The 15158-nt window shown below is 67.3% G+C and carries 11 protein-coding genes; 7 read left to right on the forward strand and 4 right to left on the reverse strand.

All coding sequences use genetic code 11. The features are described from left to right. Positions 1-8 precede the first annotated feature (8 nt). Entirely contained in the window at positions 9-1223 is a 1215-nt protein-coding gene (locus tag C1933_RS15305; protein WP_108753940.1) for a hemolysin, read from the forward strand. Between the two features lie 18 nt (positions 1224-1241). Continuing rightward, positions 1242-1817, forward strand: a complete 576-nt coding sequence (locus tag C1933_RS15310) for a relaxation protein (protein WP_108753941.1) — start codon at positions 1242-1244, stop codon at positions 1815-1817. A gap of 21 nt (positions 1818-1838) precedes the next feature. Here C1933_RS15310 and clpB read toward each other — a convergent pair whose 3' ends face one another. Then, the gene (gene clpB / locus C1933_RS15315; protein ID WP_108753942.1) at positions 1839-4424 is read right to left on the reverse strand and encodes an ATP-dependent chaperone ClpB; all 2586 of its coding nucleotides are present in this window, start codon (positions 4422-4424) and stop codon (positions 1839-1841) included. A gap of 250 nt (positions 4425-4674) precedes the next feature. Between clpB and C1933_RS15320 the strand changes: the two genes are divergently transcribed. Genes C1933_RS15320 through C1933_RS15335 form a run of 4 tightly spaced genes read left to right on the forward strand, consistent with a single transcriptional unit; the run spans position 4675 to position 10119 of the window. Next, positions 4675-5169: a sigma-70 family RNA polymerase sigma factor gene (locus C1933_RS15320; protein WP_108754863.1), complete on the forward strand. Its 495-nt coding sequence runs from the start codon at positions 4675-4677 to the stop codon at positions 5167-5169. After that, positions 5159-6130 (forward strand): FecR domain-containing protein, encoded by a 972-nt coding sequence (locus C1933_RS15325; RefSeq protein ID WP_108753943.1) that lies wholly within the window; start codon positions 5159-5161, stop codon positions 6128-6130. The genes C1933_RS15320 and C1933_RS15325 overlap by 11 nt, the downstream gene beginning before the upstream one ends. 58 nt (positions 6131-6188) lie before the next feature. Further along, positions 6189-8954 carry a TonB-dependent receptor plug domain-containing protein gene (locus C1933_RS15330; RefSeq protein ID WP_108753944.1) on the forward strand — a complete coding sequence of 922 codons (2766 nt, stop codon included), beginning with the start codon at positions 6189-6191 and terminating at the stop codon, positions 8952-8954. Between the two features lie 46 nt (positions 8955-9000). After that, entirely contained in the window at positions 9001-10119 is a 1119-nt protein-coding gene (locus C1933_RS15335) for a cytochrome c peroxidase (RefSeq protein ID WP_108753945.1), read from the forward strand. 11 nt (positions 10120-10130) lie between these two features. Here the strand turns inward: C1933_RS15335 and C1933_RS15340 are convergent, their stop codons facing one another. Next, positions 10131-11447 carry a retroviral-like aspartic protease family protein gene (locus C1933_RS15340; RefSeq protein ID WP_108753946.1) on the reverse strand — a complete coding sequence of 439 codons (1317 nt, stop codon included), beginning with the start codon at positions 11445-11447 and terminating at the stop codon, positions 10131-10133. Between the two features lie 66 nt (positions 11448-11513). Next, positions 11514-12341 carry a DUF3014 domain-containing protein gene (locus tag C1933_RS15345; protein WP_108753947.1) on the reverse strand — a complete coding sequence of 276 codons (828 nt, stop codon included), beginning with the start codon at positions 12339-12341 and terminating at the stop codon, positions 11514-11516. A 164-nt stretch (positions 12342-12505) separates the two neighbouring features. Between C1933_RS15345 and C1933_RS15350 the strand changes: the two genes are divergently transcribed. Next, positions 12506-13216: a glutathione S-transferase gene (locus C1933_RS15350; protein ID WP_108753948.1), complete on the forward strand. Its 711-nt coding sequence runs from the start codon at positions 12506-12508 to the stop codon at positions 13214-13216. 26 nt (positions 13217-13242) lie between these two features. On the opposite strand, the gene C1933_RS15355 is transcribed toward C1933_RS15350, so the two are convergent. Further along, a complete protein-coding gene (locus C1933_RS15355; protein WP_108753949.1) occupies positions 13243-14850 on the reverse strand; it encodes a hypothetical protein in 1608 nt (535 codons plus the stop codon). Positions 14851-15158: the final 308 nt, after the last annotated feature.

Genomic DNA, 15158 nt, shown 5'->3' on the forward strand with positions numbered 1-15158 from the left:
ATGCTGGCTTGGCCAATGCAGCCTACGAAACACCCAAGCTGGACGGAAGGGGAGAGTTTGAGCGCATCCACATTGGCGCTCAGGAATTCGTGCCTGTAAAACATATGGACACGCCTAGAGGCTATCAGGGAACCATCTACAGAAACGTCGGTACAGGCGACTACGTCGTAGCCCACCGCGGCACCGAATTCGACCGCGAGCTGCTGAAGGATGGCATCGTCGACCTCGGCATGGTCACCACGCGCTTCAATGCGCAGCTCAAGGACGCATTGGAGTTGACCCGACAGGCCAAGGTCATGGCCGAGCGCGATGGCACCCAGCTCTCCGTCACTGGCCACTCGCTCGGTGGCGGCATGGCGCAGGTCACCGGCCATCACCATAATCTTCCCGGCGAGGCATTCAACCCGTATGGCGCGGCCAGCCTGGGCTATCGCATTCCCAGCGGTCAGCCGGCGCATGCGGCGACCTTCGTCAACCATGTCACGGCCGGCGACTTCGTCAGCGCGGCCGGCAAGCACTACGGCAGCGTCCAGATGTATGCCTTGCCGGGCGAACTGGCCACCCTGCGCGGCGCAGCGCTCGCTTCCAGCCTGCCTGGAGTCCTCTCCGCCGCAACCCGAGCTCCGCTGCCTGCCATCGCGCTGTCCGATTCGCACCGGATGAAGCACTTTGTCGGTCGGGTCGAAGACGGCGTCGAAATCAAATCAGTACTGGATGACCCGTCAGCACGAATCACAGATCCTGAGGATCAGCGAAGAGTCGACGCCTATCGCACAAGCATCCATCAGATGCGCGCGACCGCGACGATGATCGGACGGGGCGGACCCGGCCTGCTGCTGGATGCCGTGGACACGCTCCGTGGCCCGGATGAACCCGGCGCCTACGCCGAGCGCCAGGCCGAGGCGGCAAAGCGCGCCGCGCATCCTTTCAACCCCGCTGAACACCGCAATGCGCCCGGCTCCCACGGCGGTCCGCAACGCGAGCGTCCCGAGTTCCAGACGGCTTCGCCCTTGGGCCAGCGCCTGGACGAGCTGCTCAACGCAGACCCTGAGCGCTTCAAGATCCTCAACCAGCAGATGTCCACCGGTGAGGCGGGTCAGGCGTTGAACCAGCAGGCGCGCAATCAGGTGAACGCAGAAGACGCGGCGCGCGAGCACGCCCAGGAACAGGCACGCCAGCACAGCCTGCAGCAGGAAACGCAGGCGGCCGCTATGCGTCGTTGATGCAGGGGAGACAGGACCATGGATGAGCGTGAGCTTGAGGATCTGATCAGCAAGACCGCCCTGCTGATGGAGCGCTACCAGCGGATCTGCGCGGAAATGGCCCAGCAGCAGTCACATCTTTCGGCTGCACTGAACGGCCTCACGCAGTCGTTGCCACAGCAATTCCGCCGCAGCGCGGACAACGCCATTGCTGGATTGACCCGCGAGGGCAGCGCCGCCGTCAAGCACGCCCTGCTCGCCCCCGTGGACGCTTACGAGCAGCAACTGACCGCCTCAGCAGAGCATCTTGGCCGCAGCACCGACGCGCTGGCGGCAGAAGTGAAGCGCCTGCAACTCACCTCGCGCGGTGTGCTGTGGAAAAGTGTGACCATCGCCTTGGCCAGCGGCACCACCTTGTTGGCCGGAACGGTGTGGCTGGGCGATCGCTACACGACAGAGATCAAGCGCAACCAGGTCGAGGCCCAGCTGCTGCGCGCCTATAACCGCGCCGACGTGGTGCTGTGTGGCAAAGAACAACTCTGCGCCAACGTAGACACCCGCGGCAGCGGTGTCGGCGATAACGGGCGCTACCGCCCGGTACGCCCCCGCCCGTAGGCGGGGACGCACACGACTGCATCAGGCCTTGGCAAACACCAGCTGGCCGCCATCGTTGCCAACCTCGATGGTATCGCCGTTGGCGAACGCACCGGACAGGATCTTCTGCGCCAGCGGATTCTCCAGCTGCGACTGGATGGCACGCTTCAACGGCCGCGCACCATACACCGGGTCGAAGCCCACGTTGCCCAGCAGGTCGAACGCCGCATCGGACACCACCAGCTTCAGCCCCCGCTCGGCCAGGCGCTTTTCCAGGCCACGCATCTGGATGCGCGCGATCTGCTTGATCTGCTGCTTGTCCAGCGGGTGGAACACCACGATGTCGTCCAGGCGGTTGATGAACTCCGGACGGAAGTGCGCCTGCACCACGCCCATTACCGCCGCCTTCATCTGCGTGTAGGCCTCCGGGCTGTCGTCGCCGCTCATGTCCTGGATCTGGTGCGAACCCAGGTTCGAGGTCATCACGATGACGGTGTTGCGGAAGTCCACGGTGCGGCCCTGGCCGTCGGTCAGGCGGCCATCGTCCAGCACCTGCAGCAGGATGTTGAAGACATCGGTGTGTGCCTTCTCCACCTCATCCAGCAGGATCAGCGAGTACGGCCGACGGCGCACGGCCTCGGTCAGATAGCCGCCTTCTTCATAGCCCACGTAGCCCGGGGGCGCACCGATCAGCCGCGCCACACTGTGCTTTTCCATGAACTCGCTCATGTCGATGCGGATCATCGCGTCGGCACTGTCGAACAGGAACTCAGCCAGCGACTTGCACAGCTCGGTCTTGCCCACGCCGGTGGGGCCCAGGAACAGGAACGAGCCTGCCGGCCGGTTCGGGTCGGACAGCCCGGCACGCGAGCGGCGCACGGCATCGGAAACGACCTTGATCGCTTCTTCCTGGCCGACCACGCGGTTGTGCAGCACCTCTTCCATACGCAGCAGCTTGTCGCGCTCGCCTTCCAGCATCTTGTTCACCGGAATGCCGGTCCAGCGCGAAACCACCTCGGCGATTTCCTCGTCGGTCACCCGGTCCTGCACCAGCTTGAAGTCGTTGCTCTCCGCTTCCTGGGCAGCGGCCAGCTGCTTTTCCAGCTGCGGCAGCAGGCCGTACTGGATCTCGCTCATGCGCGCGAAATCCTGGCGGCGCTGGGCAGCTTCCAGGTCCAGCTTGGCCTGCTCCAGCTGTTCCTTGATCTTGGTCGCCCCCTGCAGGGCGGCCTTCTCCGACTTCCAGATTTCGTTCAGATCGGAGAACTCGCGCTCCAGGCCATCAATGTCATTTTCCAGATCGGCCAGGCGCTGCCGCGACGCATCGTCCTTTTCCTTCTTCAGCATCTCGCGCTGGATCTTCAGCTGGATCAAGCGGCGTTCCAGGCGATCCAGTTCTTCCGGCTTGGAGTCGATCTCCATGCGCAGGCGCGAAGCAGCCTCGTCCATCAGGTCGATGGCCTTGTCGGGCAGCTGGCGGTCGGTGATGTAGCGGTTGGACAAGGTGGCCGCGGCCACGATGGCCGGGTCGGTGATCTCCACCCCATGGTGTACGGCGTACTTTTCCTTCAGGCCACGCAGGATCGCGATGGTGTCCTCCACCGACGGTTCGCCCACGAACACCTTCTGGAAACGGCGCTCCAGCGCGGCATCCTTCTCGATGTACTTCCGGTACTCGTCCAGCGTGGTGGCACCCACGCAATGCAGTTCGCCACGCGCCAGCGCCGGCTTCAGCATGTTGCCGGCATCCATCGCGCCGTCGGCCTTGCCGGCGCCGACCATGGTGTGCAGTTCGTCGATGAACAGAATGATCTGCCCTTCGCTCTTGGCCAGGTCGTTCAGCACGCCCTTCAGGCGCTCCTCGAACTCGCCGCGGAACTTGGCGCCGGCAATCAGCGCGCCCATGTCCAGCGACAGCACGCGCTTGCCGCGCAGGCCTTCGGGCACTTCGTCGTTGACGATGCGCTGGGCCAGGCCTTCGACGATCGCGGTCTTGCCCACGCCGGGTTCGCCGATCAACACCGGGTTGTTCTTGGTCCGGCGCTGCAGCACCTGGATGGTACGGCGGATTTCTTCATCGCGGCCGATCACCGGGTCCAGCTTGCCGCTCTCGGCGCGCGCGGTCAGGTCGATGGTGTACTTCTCCAGCGCCTGGCGCTGCTCTTCGGCATTTTCCGACTGCACGTTCTCGCCACCACGCAGCTTGTCGATGGCCGCCTGCAGGCGGGTCTTGTCGGCGCCGGCGGCGCGCAGCGCCATGCCCAGCGTGCCGCCGTCTTCCAACGCGGCCAGCACGAACCATTCGCTGGCAATGAAGGCATCGCCATTCTGCTGGGCCAGCTTGTCGGTGTGGTTCAGCAGGCGCCCCAGGTCATTGCCCAGCGACACGTTGCCGGCCTGCCCGGATACCTTCGGCAGTGCATCCAGCGCCTCGGCCAGGCGCTCGCGCAGCACCGGCACGTTCACCCCGGCCTGGGCCAGCAACGGCCGCGTGCTGCCGCCCTGCTGGTCCAGCAGCGCGCTGAACAGGTGAACCGGTTCGATGATGCTGTTGTCGCGGCCCACGGCCAGCGACTGTGCGTCTGCCAGCGCCTGCTGGAAACGCGAGGTGAGCTTGTCCATCCGCATTGCGAATCCTCATCGGTTACAGAGCCGGCCCGCGCCGGCGATGCAAGGAAGATGCGGTTGAGCCACCGCGTTTCAAGGGTGGCTGCGACTGCATCCGGGGGTCGGTCAGGCTGTGGCAAGCATGCGCCCGCCCCCGTGGGCACCGCGTTGATCCGGCGCAATCGGCGGGCAGGGACTGGCACGGCTGGCCCGCCGATGCCATACTTGCGAATCATTCTCATTTCGATCCGTGCGCATCGGCGCCCTACGCATGCACGTTTCCCACCCGCACCTGGCCACGCTGTACCGCGACCACCACCGGTGGCTGCGCGGCTGGCTGAGCGGGCGCGTGGGCAACCGCGATGTGGCCGATGATCTGGCGCAGGATACGTTCGCGCGCCTGCTGCTGGATCGCGACCTGGCCGCACTGCGCGAGCCGCGCGCCTTCCTCACCACGGTGGCGCGCGGGCTGGCCGCCAACTGGTTCCGCCGGCAGGCGCTGGAGCGCGCCTATCTGGAATACCTGGCACAGTTCCCCGAACCCGTCCTGCCCCCGCTGGAGGAGCAGGCGCTGGTTCGCGAAGCGCTGCAGCAGATCGACGCCATGCTGGACGGCCTGCCGGCGATGGCGCGGCGGGTGTTCGTGCTGGCCCAGTTCGATGGCCTGCGCTACGACGCCATCGCCGAACAGCTGGGACTGTCGCTGTCCACGGTGAAGCGCCATATGAAGCGGGCCCTGCTGGGCTGCTTGGCGCATGCGCCCTGAGCCGGGCGACGGCGCGGCGCTGTCGCCACGAGTGCTGGAACAGGCGGCCGACTGGCTGATGCGCCTGCACGACGACGGCAGCCCGGCACAGCGCGCGCAATGGCAGCGCTGGCACGATGCCGCCCCGGAGCATGCACGCGCCTGGCAACGCGCCGAACGCCTGCTGGCGCTCAGCGCGCAGGTACCGGCCACGCTGGCCCGCGAGGCGTTGCAGCGCCCGGTTTCGGCTGGCCGTCGCGCGGTGCTGCGCAGCGTGGCCGCGCTGCTGGTGGCGCCGCTGGGCGGCTGGTTGGCCTGGCGGCTGTATGACGAAGCGGCCTGGGACGCCAGCGTGCGCACCGCCGTGGGCGAGCGCCTGCGCCGCGTGCTGGACGACGGCAGCGTGCTGCACCTGGCCACGGCCAGCGCCGTCGATATCGCCTTCGACGGCCAGCAGCGCCTGCTGCGGCTGCGCCGCGGCGAGATCCATATCGACACCGCGCCCGATCCACACCGCCCCGCGCGGCCGTTCCGCGTCGCCACCGCGCAGGGAATGCTGCAGGCGCTGGGCACCCGCTTCAACGTGCGCCTGTTCGACGATGCCACCCTGCTGGTGGTGCAGGAAGGCGCGGTGCAGGTGACCACCGCCGCCGGTGCCACCCAGCGCGTTGCCGCCGGCCAGCAGCTGCGCTGGGGGGACGCCGGCCCGGCCGCACCGCAGCCCGCTGCGCCCGGCAGCGACGCGTGGCTGCACGGCATGCTGGTGGCCGACAGCCTGCCGCTGCGGGCGCTGCTGCAGGAACTGGGCCGCTACCACCGGCGTTGGCTGCGGGTGGATGACGATGTGGCGGCCCTGCCGGTGTCCGGCGCGTTCCCGCTGGACGACCTGCCGCGCAGCCTGTCGATGCTGGCCGCCACCTATCCGCTGCGCATCGATCAGGGCCTGACGGTGCGCGTGCGCGCGGCCGCCACGCCGCGGTGACACTTTTTTCGTTCCTGCGTGGCAGAGGAAGTGAATCCTTCTTCTGCCGGCTCCCTCCATGCCTGTGATCCCGACCCGTTTCCGCTACAGCCTGCTGGCCATCGCCCTGGCTGCCACGCCCGCCTTCGCCCAGACCGCGCCCGCCGGGCAACCCGCCAACGCCCCGGCCACGGCATCGCTGGGCAGTGCGCTGAGCGCCTTTGCCGCCCAGCATGGCGTCGCGCTGTCCTTCGATCCGGCGCTGACCCAGGGCCGCACCGCGCCGCCGGTCGATCCGGCCGCGGGCGTGGACGCAGGCTTCAGCACACTGCTGCAGGGCACCGGCCTGCGTGCAGTGCGCCGCGCCGATGGCAGCTACACGCTGCAGGGCGCGCAGACCACCCGGCAGACGCAGCCGCTGCGCGTGGGGGCGTCCGATGGCAAAGTCGCGCTGCCGCAGGCGCTGCCTTTTGGCCAGGGCGTCACCCTGGAAGCCGATGCCCTGGATGCGCAGGTGAAGGGCAACGGGGACATCGCCACCGCCCTGCGCAGCAACCCGGCGGTGCAGTTCAGCGATACCAACCGCAGCAGCCGCAACATGGGCGAAATCCGCCCCGATGATTTCAGCATCAATGGTGCGCCGTACTACCAGAACCTGTTCCTGCTCGATGGCGCCACGATCAACAACGATATCGATCCGGCCGATACGCCCGACAACGGCAACCCGGCGCACAACTTCGATGTGCCCGGCGGCGCGCAGGGCATCGCCGTGGATGTGGACCTGCTGGAATCGCTGACCGTCTACGACGCCAACGTGCCGGCCTCGTTCGGCCACTTCCTGGGCGGCGTCGTGGACGCGCGCAGCCGTTCTGCAACCGACGGCCTGCACGGCAAGGTCTGGTTCCGCATGGCCCGTTCGGCCTGGGACAGCATCATCGCCAACGACGCGCAGCAGGAGGAGTTCGAGGAATCCGACACCTACAAATACCAGCCGCAGTACGACAAGTACCGCGTCGGCGCGCGGCTGGAAGGACGCACCCGCGGCGGCCTGGGCATCATCGGCACCTTCACCCGCACGCGCTCGGAGATCCCGCTGCGTGCATACGCCGGCGGCCGCGAAACCACCGGCGCGGACGTCAACACCCGCACCCAGACGCGTGAGAACACCAGTGCCATGGTGGCCCTGGACTGGAGCAATGGCGAAGGCCTGCAGCTTGGCGCCAACCTGTCCTACGCGCCCACCGACGATGTCTACTTCATTTCCAACTCGCGCGATTCGTACTTCAGCATCAAGTCCGGCGGCCCCACCGCCAGCCTGCGCGCGAACTGGACTGGCGCTGCCTGGACCCTGCGCAACACCCTGAACTACAGCGACGTGGAAACCAGCCGCCGTGGCGACCTGGACTACATGCGCAACTGGCTGATCTCCGACGAATTCGACTGGGGCGTGTCTGGAATCAGCACCGAGGGCAGCTGGGGCAACATCGACCAGCATGACCGTCGCATCGGCTACCGCTTCGTGGCCGACCGCGAACCGCTGCAGCTGGGCAGCAGCGAACACACCCTGCAGTTCGGTGCCGGGGTGCAGCGCCGCGATGGCGACTACCAGCGCCTGAACGACCATCGGGTACTGCTGAGTACCGCCGCCACCCGCAGCTGCACGCTGTCCGACGGCAGCGTGGATGACTTCAGCTGCTCACTGTCGCCAACCCGCAGCGGTGGCACCGGCCAGTACTTCAAGCGCATGTTCCTGTTCCATGCCGGCCAGTTCGAAGTGAGCGGCGAAGAGTACGAAGCCTGGCTGCAGGACGAGATCCGCATCGGCAACTGGAACATCCGCCCCGGCCTGCGCCTGGACCGCAACAACCTGTGGAAGCAGACCAACGTGTCACCACGACTGGCCGCGTCGTGGGACGTGCTGGGTGACCAGCGTACGGTCATCAACGCCGGCGTGAACCGCTACTACGGGCGTAGCTTCTACAGCTACCTGCTGCGCGATGGCCGCGAGCGCCTGCGCGACACGCTGGACCGCACCAGCGCGAGCACCCGCTGGGAAGATGCCAAGAGCACCCGCAACGTGGCCAGCAACCGCCTGAGCGATGTCGATTCACCCTACACCGACGAATGGACCCTGGGCGTGGACCAGCAGGCGTTCGGCCTGCAGTTCCACCTGAAGTACGTGGACCGCAGCAGCCGCAAGGACATCCTGCGCCGCAAGGTCGACAGCCCGGACCGCGACCTCTACAACCTCAATACCTTCGAGTACACCAACGAAGGCCGCAGCGATTCGCAGACCTGGACGCTGTCGGTCAGCCCGCAGCGCCCGTGGGAGTTTGCCGGCACCCGCAACAGCTTCCAGCTTTCGGCCGACCACACCGATGTGAACCGCAACTACAACAGCTACGAAGACACCCTGGACCTGTTCGAGCGTGTGCGCCTGGATGGCAAGCTGATGTACCGCTATGAGCTGCCCGCCACCCAGTACCTGCGGCCGTGGAGCGCACGCCTGAGCACCCGCACCGACATTCCGGCCTGGGGCCTGAGCTGGAGCAACTTCTTCCGCTACCGCGCAGGCTTCGAAGGCACCACCCAGGGGGCTCTGGAGATCATCGACGGCGAAAGCGTACGCAACCTCACCACGCGCCGCTTCTCCGGCAGCTGGACGTGGGATGCCAACCTGGAATACCGCCGGGCCCTGCCGCGCGAGCAGGAAGCCTATGTGCGGGTGGAAGTGCAGAACGTGCTCAACCGCAGCAACCTGACCACGGCCAGCGGTGCTTCCGCCGGCACCATGTACTTCGAACCCGGCCGCAGCTTCTGGCTGGAACTGGGCTATTCGTTCTGAACGCACGGCCCGGCGGCACGCTGCCGGGCCACTGCCGATGCAACGCATGCACCTTCTGCGCGTGTTCCTGCCCGTCGCCGCCCTGTTGCTGGGCGGCGCGGGCGGGCCTGCGCCCGCGCGCGACACACCCTGCCCTGACCCGCTGCCCGCACGCCCGGACGCGGCCTGCCTGCGCGCGCTCTACGGCGGCCCGGCAGCGCAATGGCCAGCGCCGGATGTCGAACCGGGCGTCACCTGGCAGGAACTGGCGCCGCTGCCGGTGCCGGTGGACCCAGCAGGCAGCCCGTCCACGCCGGCCAAGGTGGAACTGGGCCGGCGCCTGTTCTTCGATCCGATCCTGTCACGTTCCCGGCAGTTGGCCTGCGCCAGTTGCCACGACCCCGACCTGGGCTGGGCCGATGGACGCCGCGTCTCGTTCGGACATGACCGCCAGACCGGCCGACGCAACGCCCCCAGCGTGCTGGCCAGTGCGCACGTTGCGCCGCTGTTCTGGGATGGGCGCGCGGCCACGCTGGAAGCGCAGGCACTGGGGCCGATTGCCGACCCGGTGGAAATGGGCTTCAGCGTGAATGGCGCCGTGCGCCGCCTGCGCCGCGATGCCCGCTATCGCAGCGAATTTTCCACCGTGTTCGAACAGCCGCGCATCGACGCGCAGCAGCTGGGCCAGGCCATCGCTGCGTTCCAGCGCAGTCTGTCGCCACGCAACAGCCGCTTTGATCGCTTCCTGCGTGGCAATGCGCGCGCACTGGACGATGCGCAGCTGCGCGGCCTGCACCTGTTCCGCACCCAGGCAGGCTGCATGAATTGCCACAACGGCGCGGCGCTGACCGACAACGGTTTCCACAACCTGGGCCTGCACTTCCACGGTCGCCCGCGGCAGGATCTGGGGCGCTACGAGATCACCGCTGATCCGGCCGACAGCGGTCGCTTCCGCACGCCATCGCTGCGGGGCGTGGCAAACACCGCGCCGTACATGCACAACGGGCTGATCCCGCGTCTTTCCGGCGTGCTGGCGTTCTACAACGTGGGCGGTGGCCGGCCACGCGCGCCGACCGATCTGGCCGATGATGCGCCACCGTTTCCGCAGCCGGACCCGCTGCTGCGCCCGCGTGGGCTGAGCCGGCAGGACCTGCAGGATCTGGAAGCCTTCCTGCAGGCGCTGTAACAAAGGCCCGATCAGGAACTGCGCGGCGGCAGCAGCGGCGCCGCCTGCGGCACCGGTACCGGGCAACCAAAGGTGCCGGCCACGTCCAGATACAGGCTGTAGCGCTGGGTGGTCGCAAACCCTGCCTGCCAGTCCGGATTGAACAGACGCCCCGGTTCCAGGGCCAGGTCCACCGGCAGGTTCAACACTTCATCGCCAATCATCACCGGGGTGGTGGCACCGGCGTACCTCAGATCGCGCGCGCCATCGGTGGTGATGATGTTCCTGCGCTGCACGGCCGCCGGCGGCGGCGCCGTTGGCGGAATGCCGCTGGCCATGAACGCACCGTTGAAGCCGGTATCCAGCTGCACCAAGATGCTGTCCTTGCCGGCGCGGATCGGATAGCGCAGCTGGTAATCATCGCCGGTGAGCGATGAGACAGTGGCCATGCGCCGCGTGCAGGGCACCTTGCTGGACGCGGCCTGCACCACCAGCGCGTCCTTGTCGATGCGTACCCGCCCCAGCGCGCGCAGTACGTCCAGGCCGATGCGCGGCAGATCGTCCTGCCCCAGCACCGCGAAGGACACCTGGCGCACCGCCAGTCCGCCAATGTCCAGATCCATCGGCGCGGCCAACGCAAACAGCGCATCGCCGGTGGCGTCGGCGACGGTGAAGCCCTCGGTCAAGGCCAGACCCAGTTCCGCGGCCAGTGTGCGGCCGATTTGCGAGCGTGCCGCGCCGGTGTCCACGTGCACGCGCAGGTCGCGTTCGCCGGCAGCGGTCTTCACTTTCAGGGTGATCGTCGGCAGCTCGTTCTGCAGCTGGATCGGCACGCTCACGTCGGCTGCAGGTGCGGCAATCGGTTCGGCGCTGCGCGGCCACTGCAGGAAGCGGTCGAGCGTCGGTTCGCTTACGCTGGCCACGCGCACCGTGTGCGGCGCATCTTTCAGCATGGGCAGGATATCGCTGTCCAGGCGGGTACGAACGTCCTGCATCTGCCGGGCCCAACCGGCAATATCGCCCTGCAGCAGGGCGTTGCCGGCCAGGGTGGCCGAACACAGATAGGCCACGCCCTTCACCGTATCGGCAGGTTCACTGGCCACGCCCTCCAGGCATTGACGGGCCGCGCGGCTGGAATTGTCCAGCTCGCCACGCACACGGTAGTAGCCTGCGGCGCCCAAGCGCCCCTTGGCACCCTTTGCCTGGCCCAGGGCCTGCAGGGCCGCAAGGCGCGCATGCTGCACGTTGGCCGTGTAGCCATAGGGATCGTTCACATCGCCATTGGCCACGTCGGCCGCCGCCGTGAACGATGCGAGCATGGCGCCGAGCGCCAGCGCGGTGGTGCGCATCAAGGTTACTCCTGTCTACCCAGTGCATGACCCTAGCACGTCGACCGTTGCACGTGACTGCGTGCACTACACACCGCGGGTGATCGCCGTGCGGATCTGCCGCAACGTCTGCTTCACCGCCTGTGCTTGTTCGGCACTCATGCGCAGCAGCAGCTTCTGCCCCACCGAGCGCGACTGCAGCGCGGGATCGACGAAGCGATACCGGCCACGCTCGTCGCGCTGCACGGCCAGCGGACGCGCTGGCTCGGGCGTGTCCAGCAGGTGATCGATCACCGCCACCAGGCGGTCATTGAAGTAACCCTGCGGATGGCCCGATTCAACATATGCCTGCTGGATGAGCGGATAGAAGCGCACGTAGGCCTTCGCTGCTGCTGCGGGATCTACGGCGGTAAAGGCCTGCACGTAGGGGGCGTAGCGGGCGGCATTGGCGGCCGCGATGTGCTCGCCGCCCTCGCCCGCTTCCACCTGCAGGGCACCGGCCAGCGGGCGCGTGGCCAGTGCCGATGGCGGAGCACTGGCCTTGTCCAGATTGTCGACATGGGTCACCAGGCGCTGGATCACGTGATCACGCAACACCAGCGCCAGCGTGTCTTCGCTCTGGAAGAGACCGCGCAGTGCGGACCATGCCGCCGTATCGCTGTCGTCCATCTTCGGCAGTGCCGGATCTGCAGCAGCATCGGTATCCAGCGGATGCTGGATCTTCGGCATGGAAGGCGCGGTTTCCGTGGCCGCCACTGGCGGCGGCGCCGCGGTTGCAGCGGGCGTTGGCTGCGCAGGCACGTGCACCTGGTCTGCCAGCCCCTGCCACTGGTCGCGGAACAACAACGCGCCCGCGCCACCCACCACTACCACGCCCAGTACCCAGGGCCAAACGGCCTTCCCACTCTTCTGCATGATTCAGCACCTCGCTTTTCACGTGCACGACCCGAGTATGACCCGCTTCACTGCACGCGGTTCCCACGCTGTTTGGCCTGTGTTGTGATTGGCATGAACGCCATGCTCACGCATGCTTTGCGTGCAACGCGCGAGTCTGCTGACAATTCTTCGCGGAGATGGACATGCACTACGCGTTGTATTACTGGACCGGCATCCAGGGCCGGGGCGAGTTCGTGCGGCTGGCATTGGAAGATGCCGGTGCCGCGTACGAGGACATGGCACGCACCCACGGCGATGCGGTGATGGAACCTTTCCTGCAAGGCCAAGCCGAGGGCGGCCAGCCATTCGCCCCACCGTTCCTGAAGGCGGGCCGGCAAGTGATCGCGCAGGTCTCGGCGATTCTTGACTTTCTCGGCCCCACCTTGGATCTGGTACCGCAGTCCGCTTCGCGACGGATGCAGGCCCTGCAGCTGCAGTTGACGATTGCCGACCTCGTCGCCGAAGTGCACGACACCCATCATCCAATTGCTGCATCAAAGTATTACGAAGACCAGAAGGCGGCAGCCAAGGCGCGCGCGAAGGCAACGCGAAGCGAGCGCCTGCCGAAATTCCTCGGCTACTTCGAACAGGTGATCGAAGCCAACGGTGGCCGCCACCCGCTGCGCGAGCACTCGTATGTGGATCTCTCGCTGTTCCAGTTGCTCAGCGGGCTGGACTACATGTTCCCAAAGCGCATGCAGGCCCTGGCGCCCACCCTGCCCCTGCTGCGGGCGCTGCAGGAGCGAGTGGCGAAGCGGCCGAACATCGCCGCCTATCTGGCCTCGGAGCGACGGCTGGCGTTCAACACCCACGGCATCTTCCGCCATTACCCCGAGCTGGACGGGGCCACCTGACGCCGGGCGTAGCCCGGCGTCCGCATTCAATGGGCCGCGTCAGCCAGCGGCTTCACCGGCTGCTTCTGCAGCGACAACAGCCCCAGCAGCACCGCCAGCGCCACGTAGGCCCCGGCGAACTGCCAGCTGATCACGCGGGCCAGGCCCTCCAGGTTCCAGGGCAGGTAGATGCCACCGCGCGGATCCACCGAATGGATCAGGCCGAACAGGGTCAGTGCTGCCGCCACCAGCAGGAAGCCGCAGGCACGGCGCAGGCGCCCATCGACCATGGCCGCGACGGTGGCGATCCACAGCATGGAGGTGATGATGAAGCCATTGCCCAAGGTGAAGATCACCGCCAGTTCCGGCAGACCGTGGCCATCGACGGTGGTGAGCATGGCGCCCAGCGTTTCGGCCGGAATCCAACCCGGTGCCTTGATCGCCAGCAGGTAGGCCGCCGATGGCAGGAAACCGAGCACCATGGCACCGGCATGTTGGCGCGGGGTGGCCTGGAAGGCCTGGGTGGTGATGTCGATCGACACGTACACGATGATCGGCGCCAGCACGGCCAGCGGCAGCCACTGCACCAGCCCGGAGATGATGCCCAGCATGCCGCCGATGCCGACGAACAGGCCGGTCAGCAGGGTGTAGCCGCTGCGCGCGCCCATGTGCTTGTACGCCGGCTGGCCGATGTACGGCGTGGTCTGCGCCACGCCGCCGCAGACACCGGCCACCAGGGTGGCAAAGGCTTCCACCAGCAGGATGTCGCGGGTGCGGTAGTCATCGCCGGCGGCGCGTGCGCTTTCGGACACGTTGATGCCGCCCACCACCATCAGCAGGCCGAACGGCAGCAGCAGCGGCAGGTAGGTCATGGCCGTCGGCAGGCCGTCGATGAAGCCCAGCGTGGGCAGCGGCAGCACCACCTGCGGCGGTACCCAGGCCGGAATGGCGAAGCCCGGCACACCCAGCCCGGCCAGGCCCAGCCCGTAATACAACACGGTGCCGAACACGAAGGCCAGCAGCACGCCCGGACCACGCACCGGCAGCTTGCCCTTGGCGATCAGCACGTACAGCAGCAGGCCCAGCGTGGTGAAGCCCACCAGCGGCGAACGCAGGGTTTCCAGCAGCGGCAGCAGGCCCATCAGCACCAGCGCGATGCCGGCGATGGAGCCCAGCAGCGCCGCACGCGGCAGCGCGCGGGTCACCGCTTCACCGAAGAAGGACAGGATCAGCTTCAGCACGCCCATGATGACCAGCGAGGCCATGCCCAGCTGCCAGGTGGCGATGGCGGCGGCGTGCGGATCCATTCCCTGCTGCTTGAAGGCCAGGAACGCCGGGCCCAGCACCAGCAGGGCCATGCCGATGCTGGTGGGCGCGTCCAGGCCCAGCGGCATGGCGGTGACATCGTCGCGGCCGGTGCGCGCGGCCAGGCGGCGCGCCATCAGGGTGTACAGCAGGTTGCCGACCAGCACGCCGAAGGCGGTACCGGGGAACATGCGGCCGAACACCACGTCGGCGGGGAACTGGAACATGCCGACCAGGGCCATGGCGATGAAGCCGAGGATGGACAGGTTGTCGACGACCAGGCCGAAGAAGCCATTGAAGTCGCCAGCGACGAACCAGCGGCGCGGGGCGGCGGAAGCGGGAGCGGACATGGAAGGGGCGGTGGGGGTGGGGACCGCCGATGGTAGGCCCAGCGGGGCCCGGGCGCCAATTCCCGGGTGGAATGATGGGTTCCAGCCAACGGCGGAGCCCCTCGTGGCATGGTCGCCAACTGCTGGGTATCGGAATGGTCCGGGCGGGTGGGTGTCACGGGGGACGCCGTAAACCCGTCCTTGAAGTGACCCCCGGGAGTTGGACACCTGATCCGACCCCGAGGTTTGCATGAATAGATATGAGGTTTGTTTCAAATTACAGGTCGCCAAGGAGGCCTGTAACACCTCCACATCGGTCAAGGCGGTTG

Source organism: Stenotrophomonas sp. ZAC14D2_NAIMI4_6 (assembly GCF_003086875.1).
In the GTDB taxonomy this organism is placed as follows: domain Bacteria; phylum Pseudomonadota; class Gammaproteobacteria; order Xanthomonadales; family Xanthomonadaceae; genus Stenotrophomonas.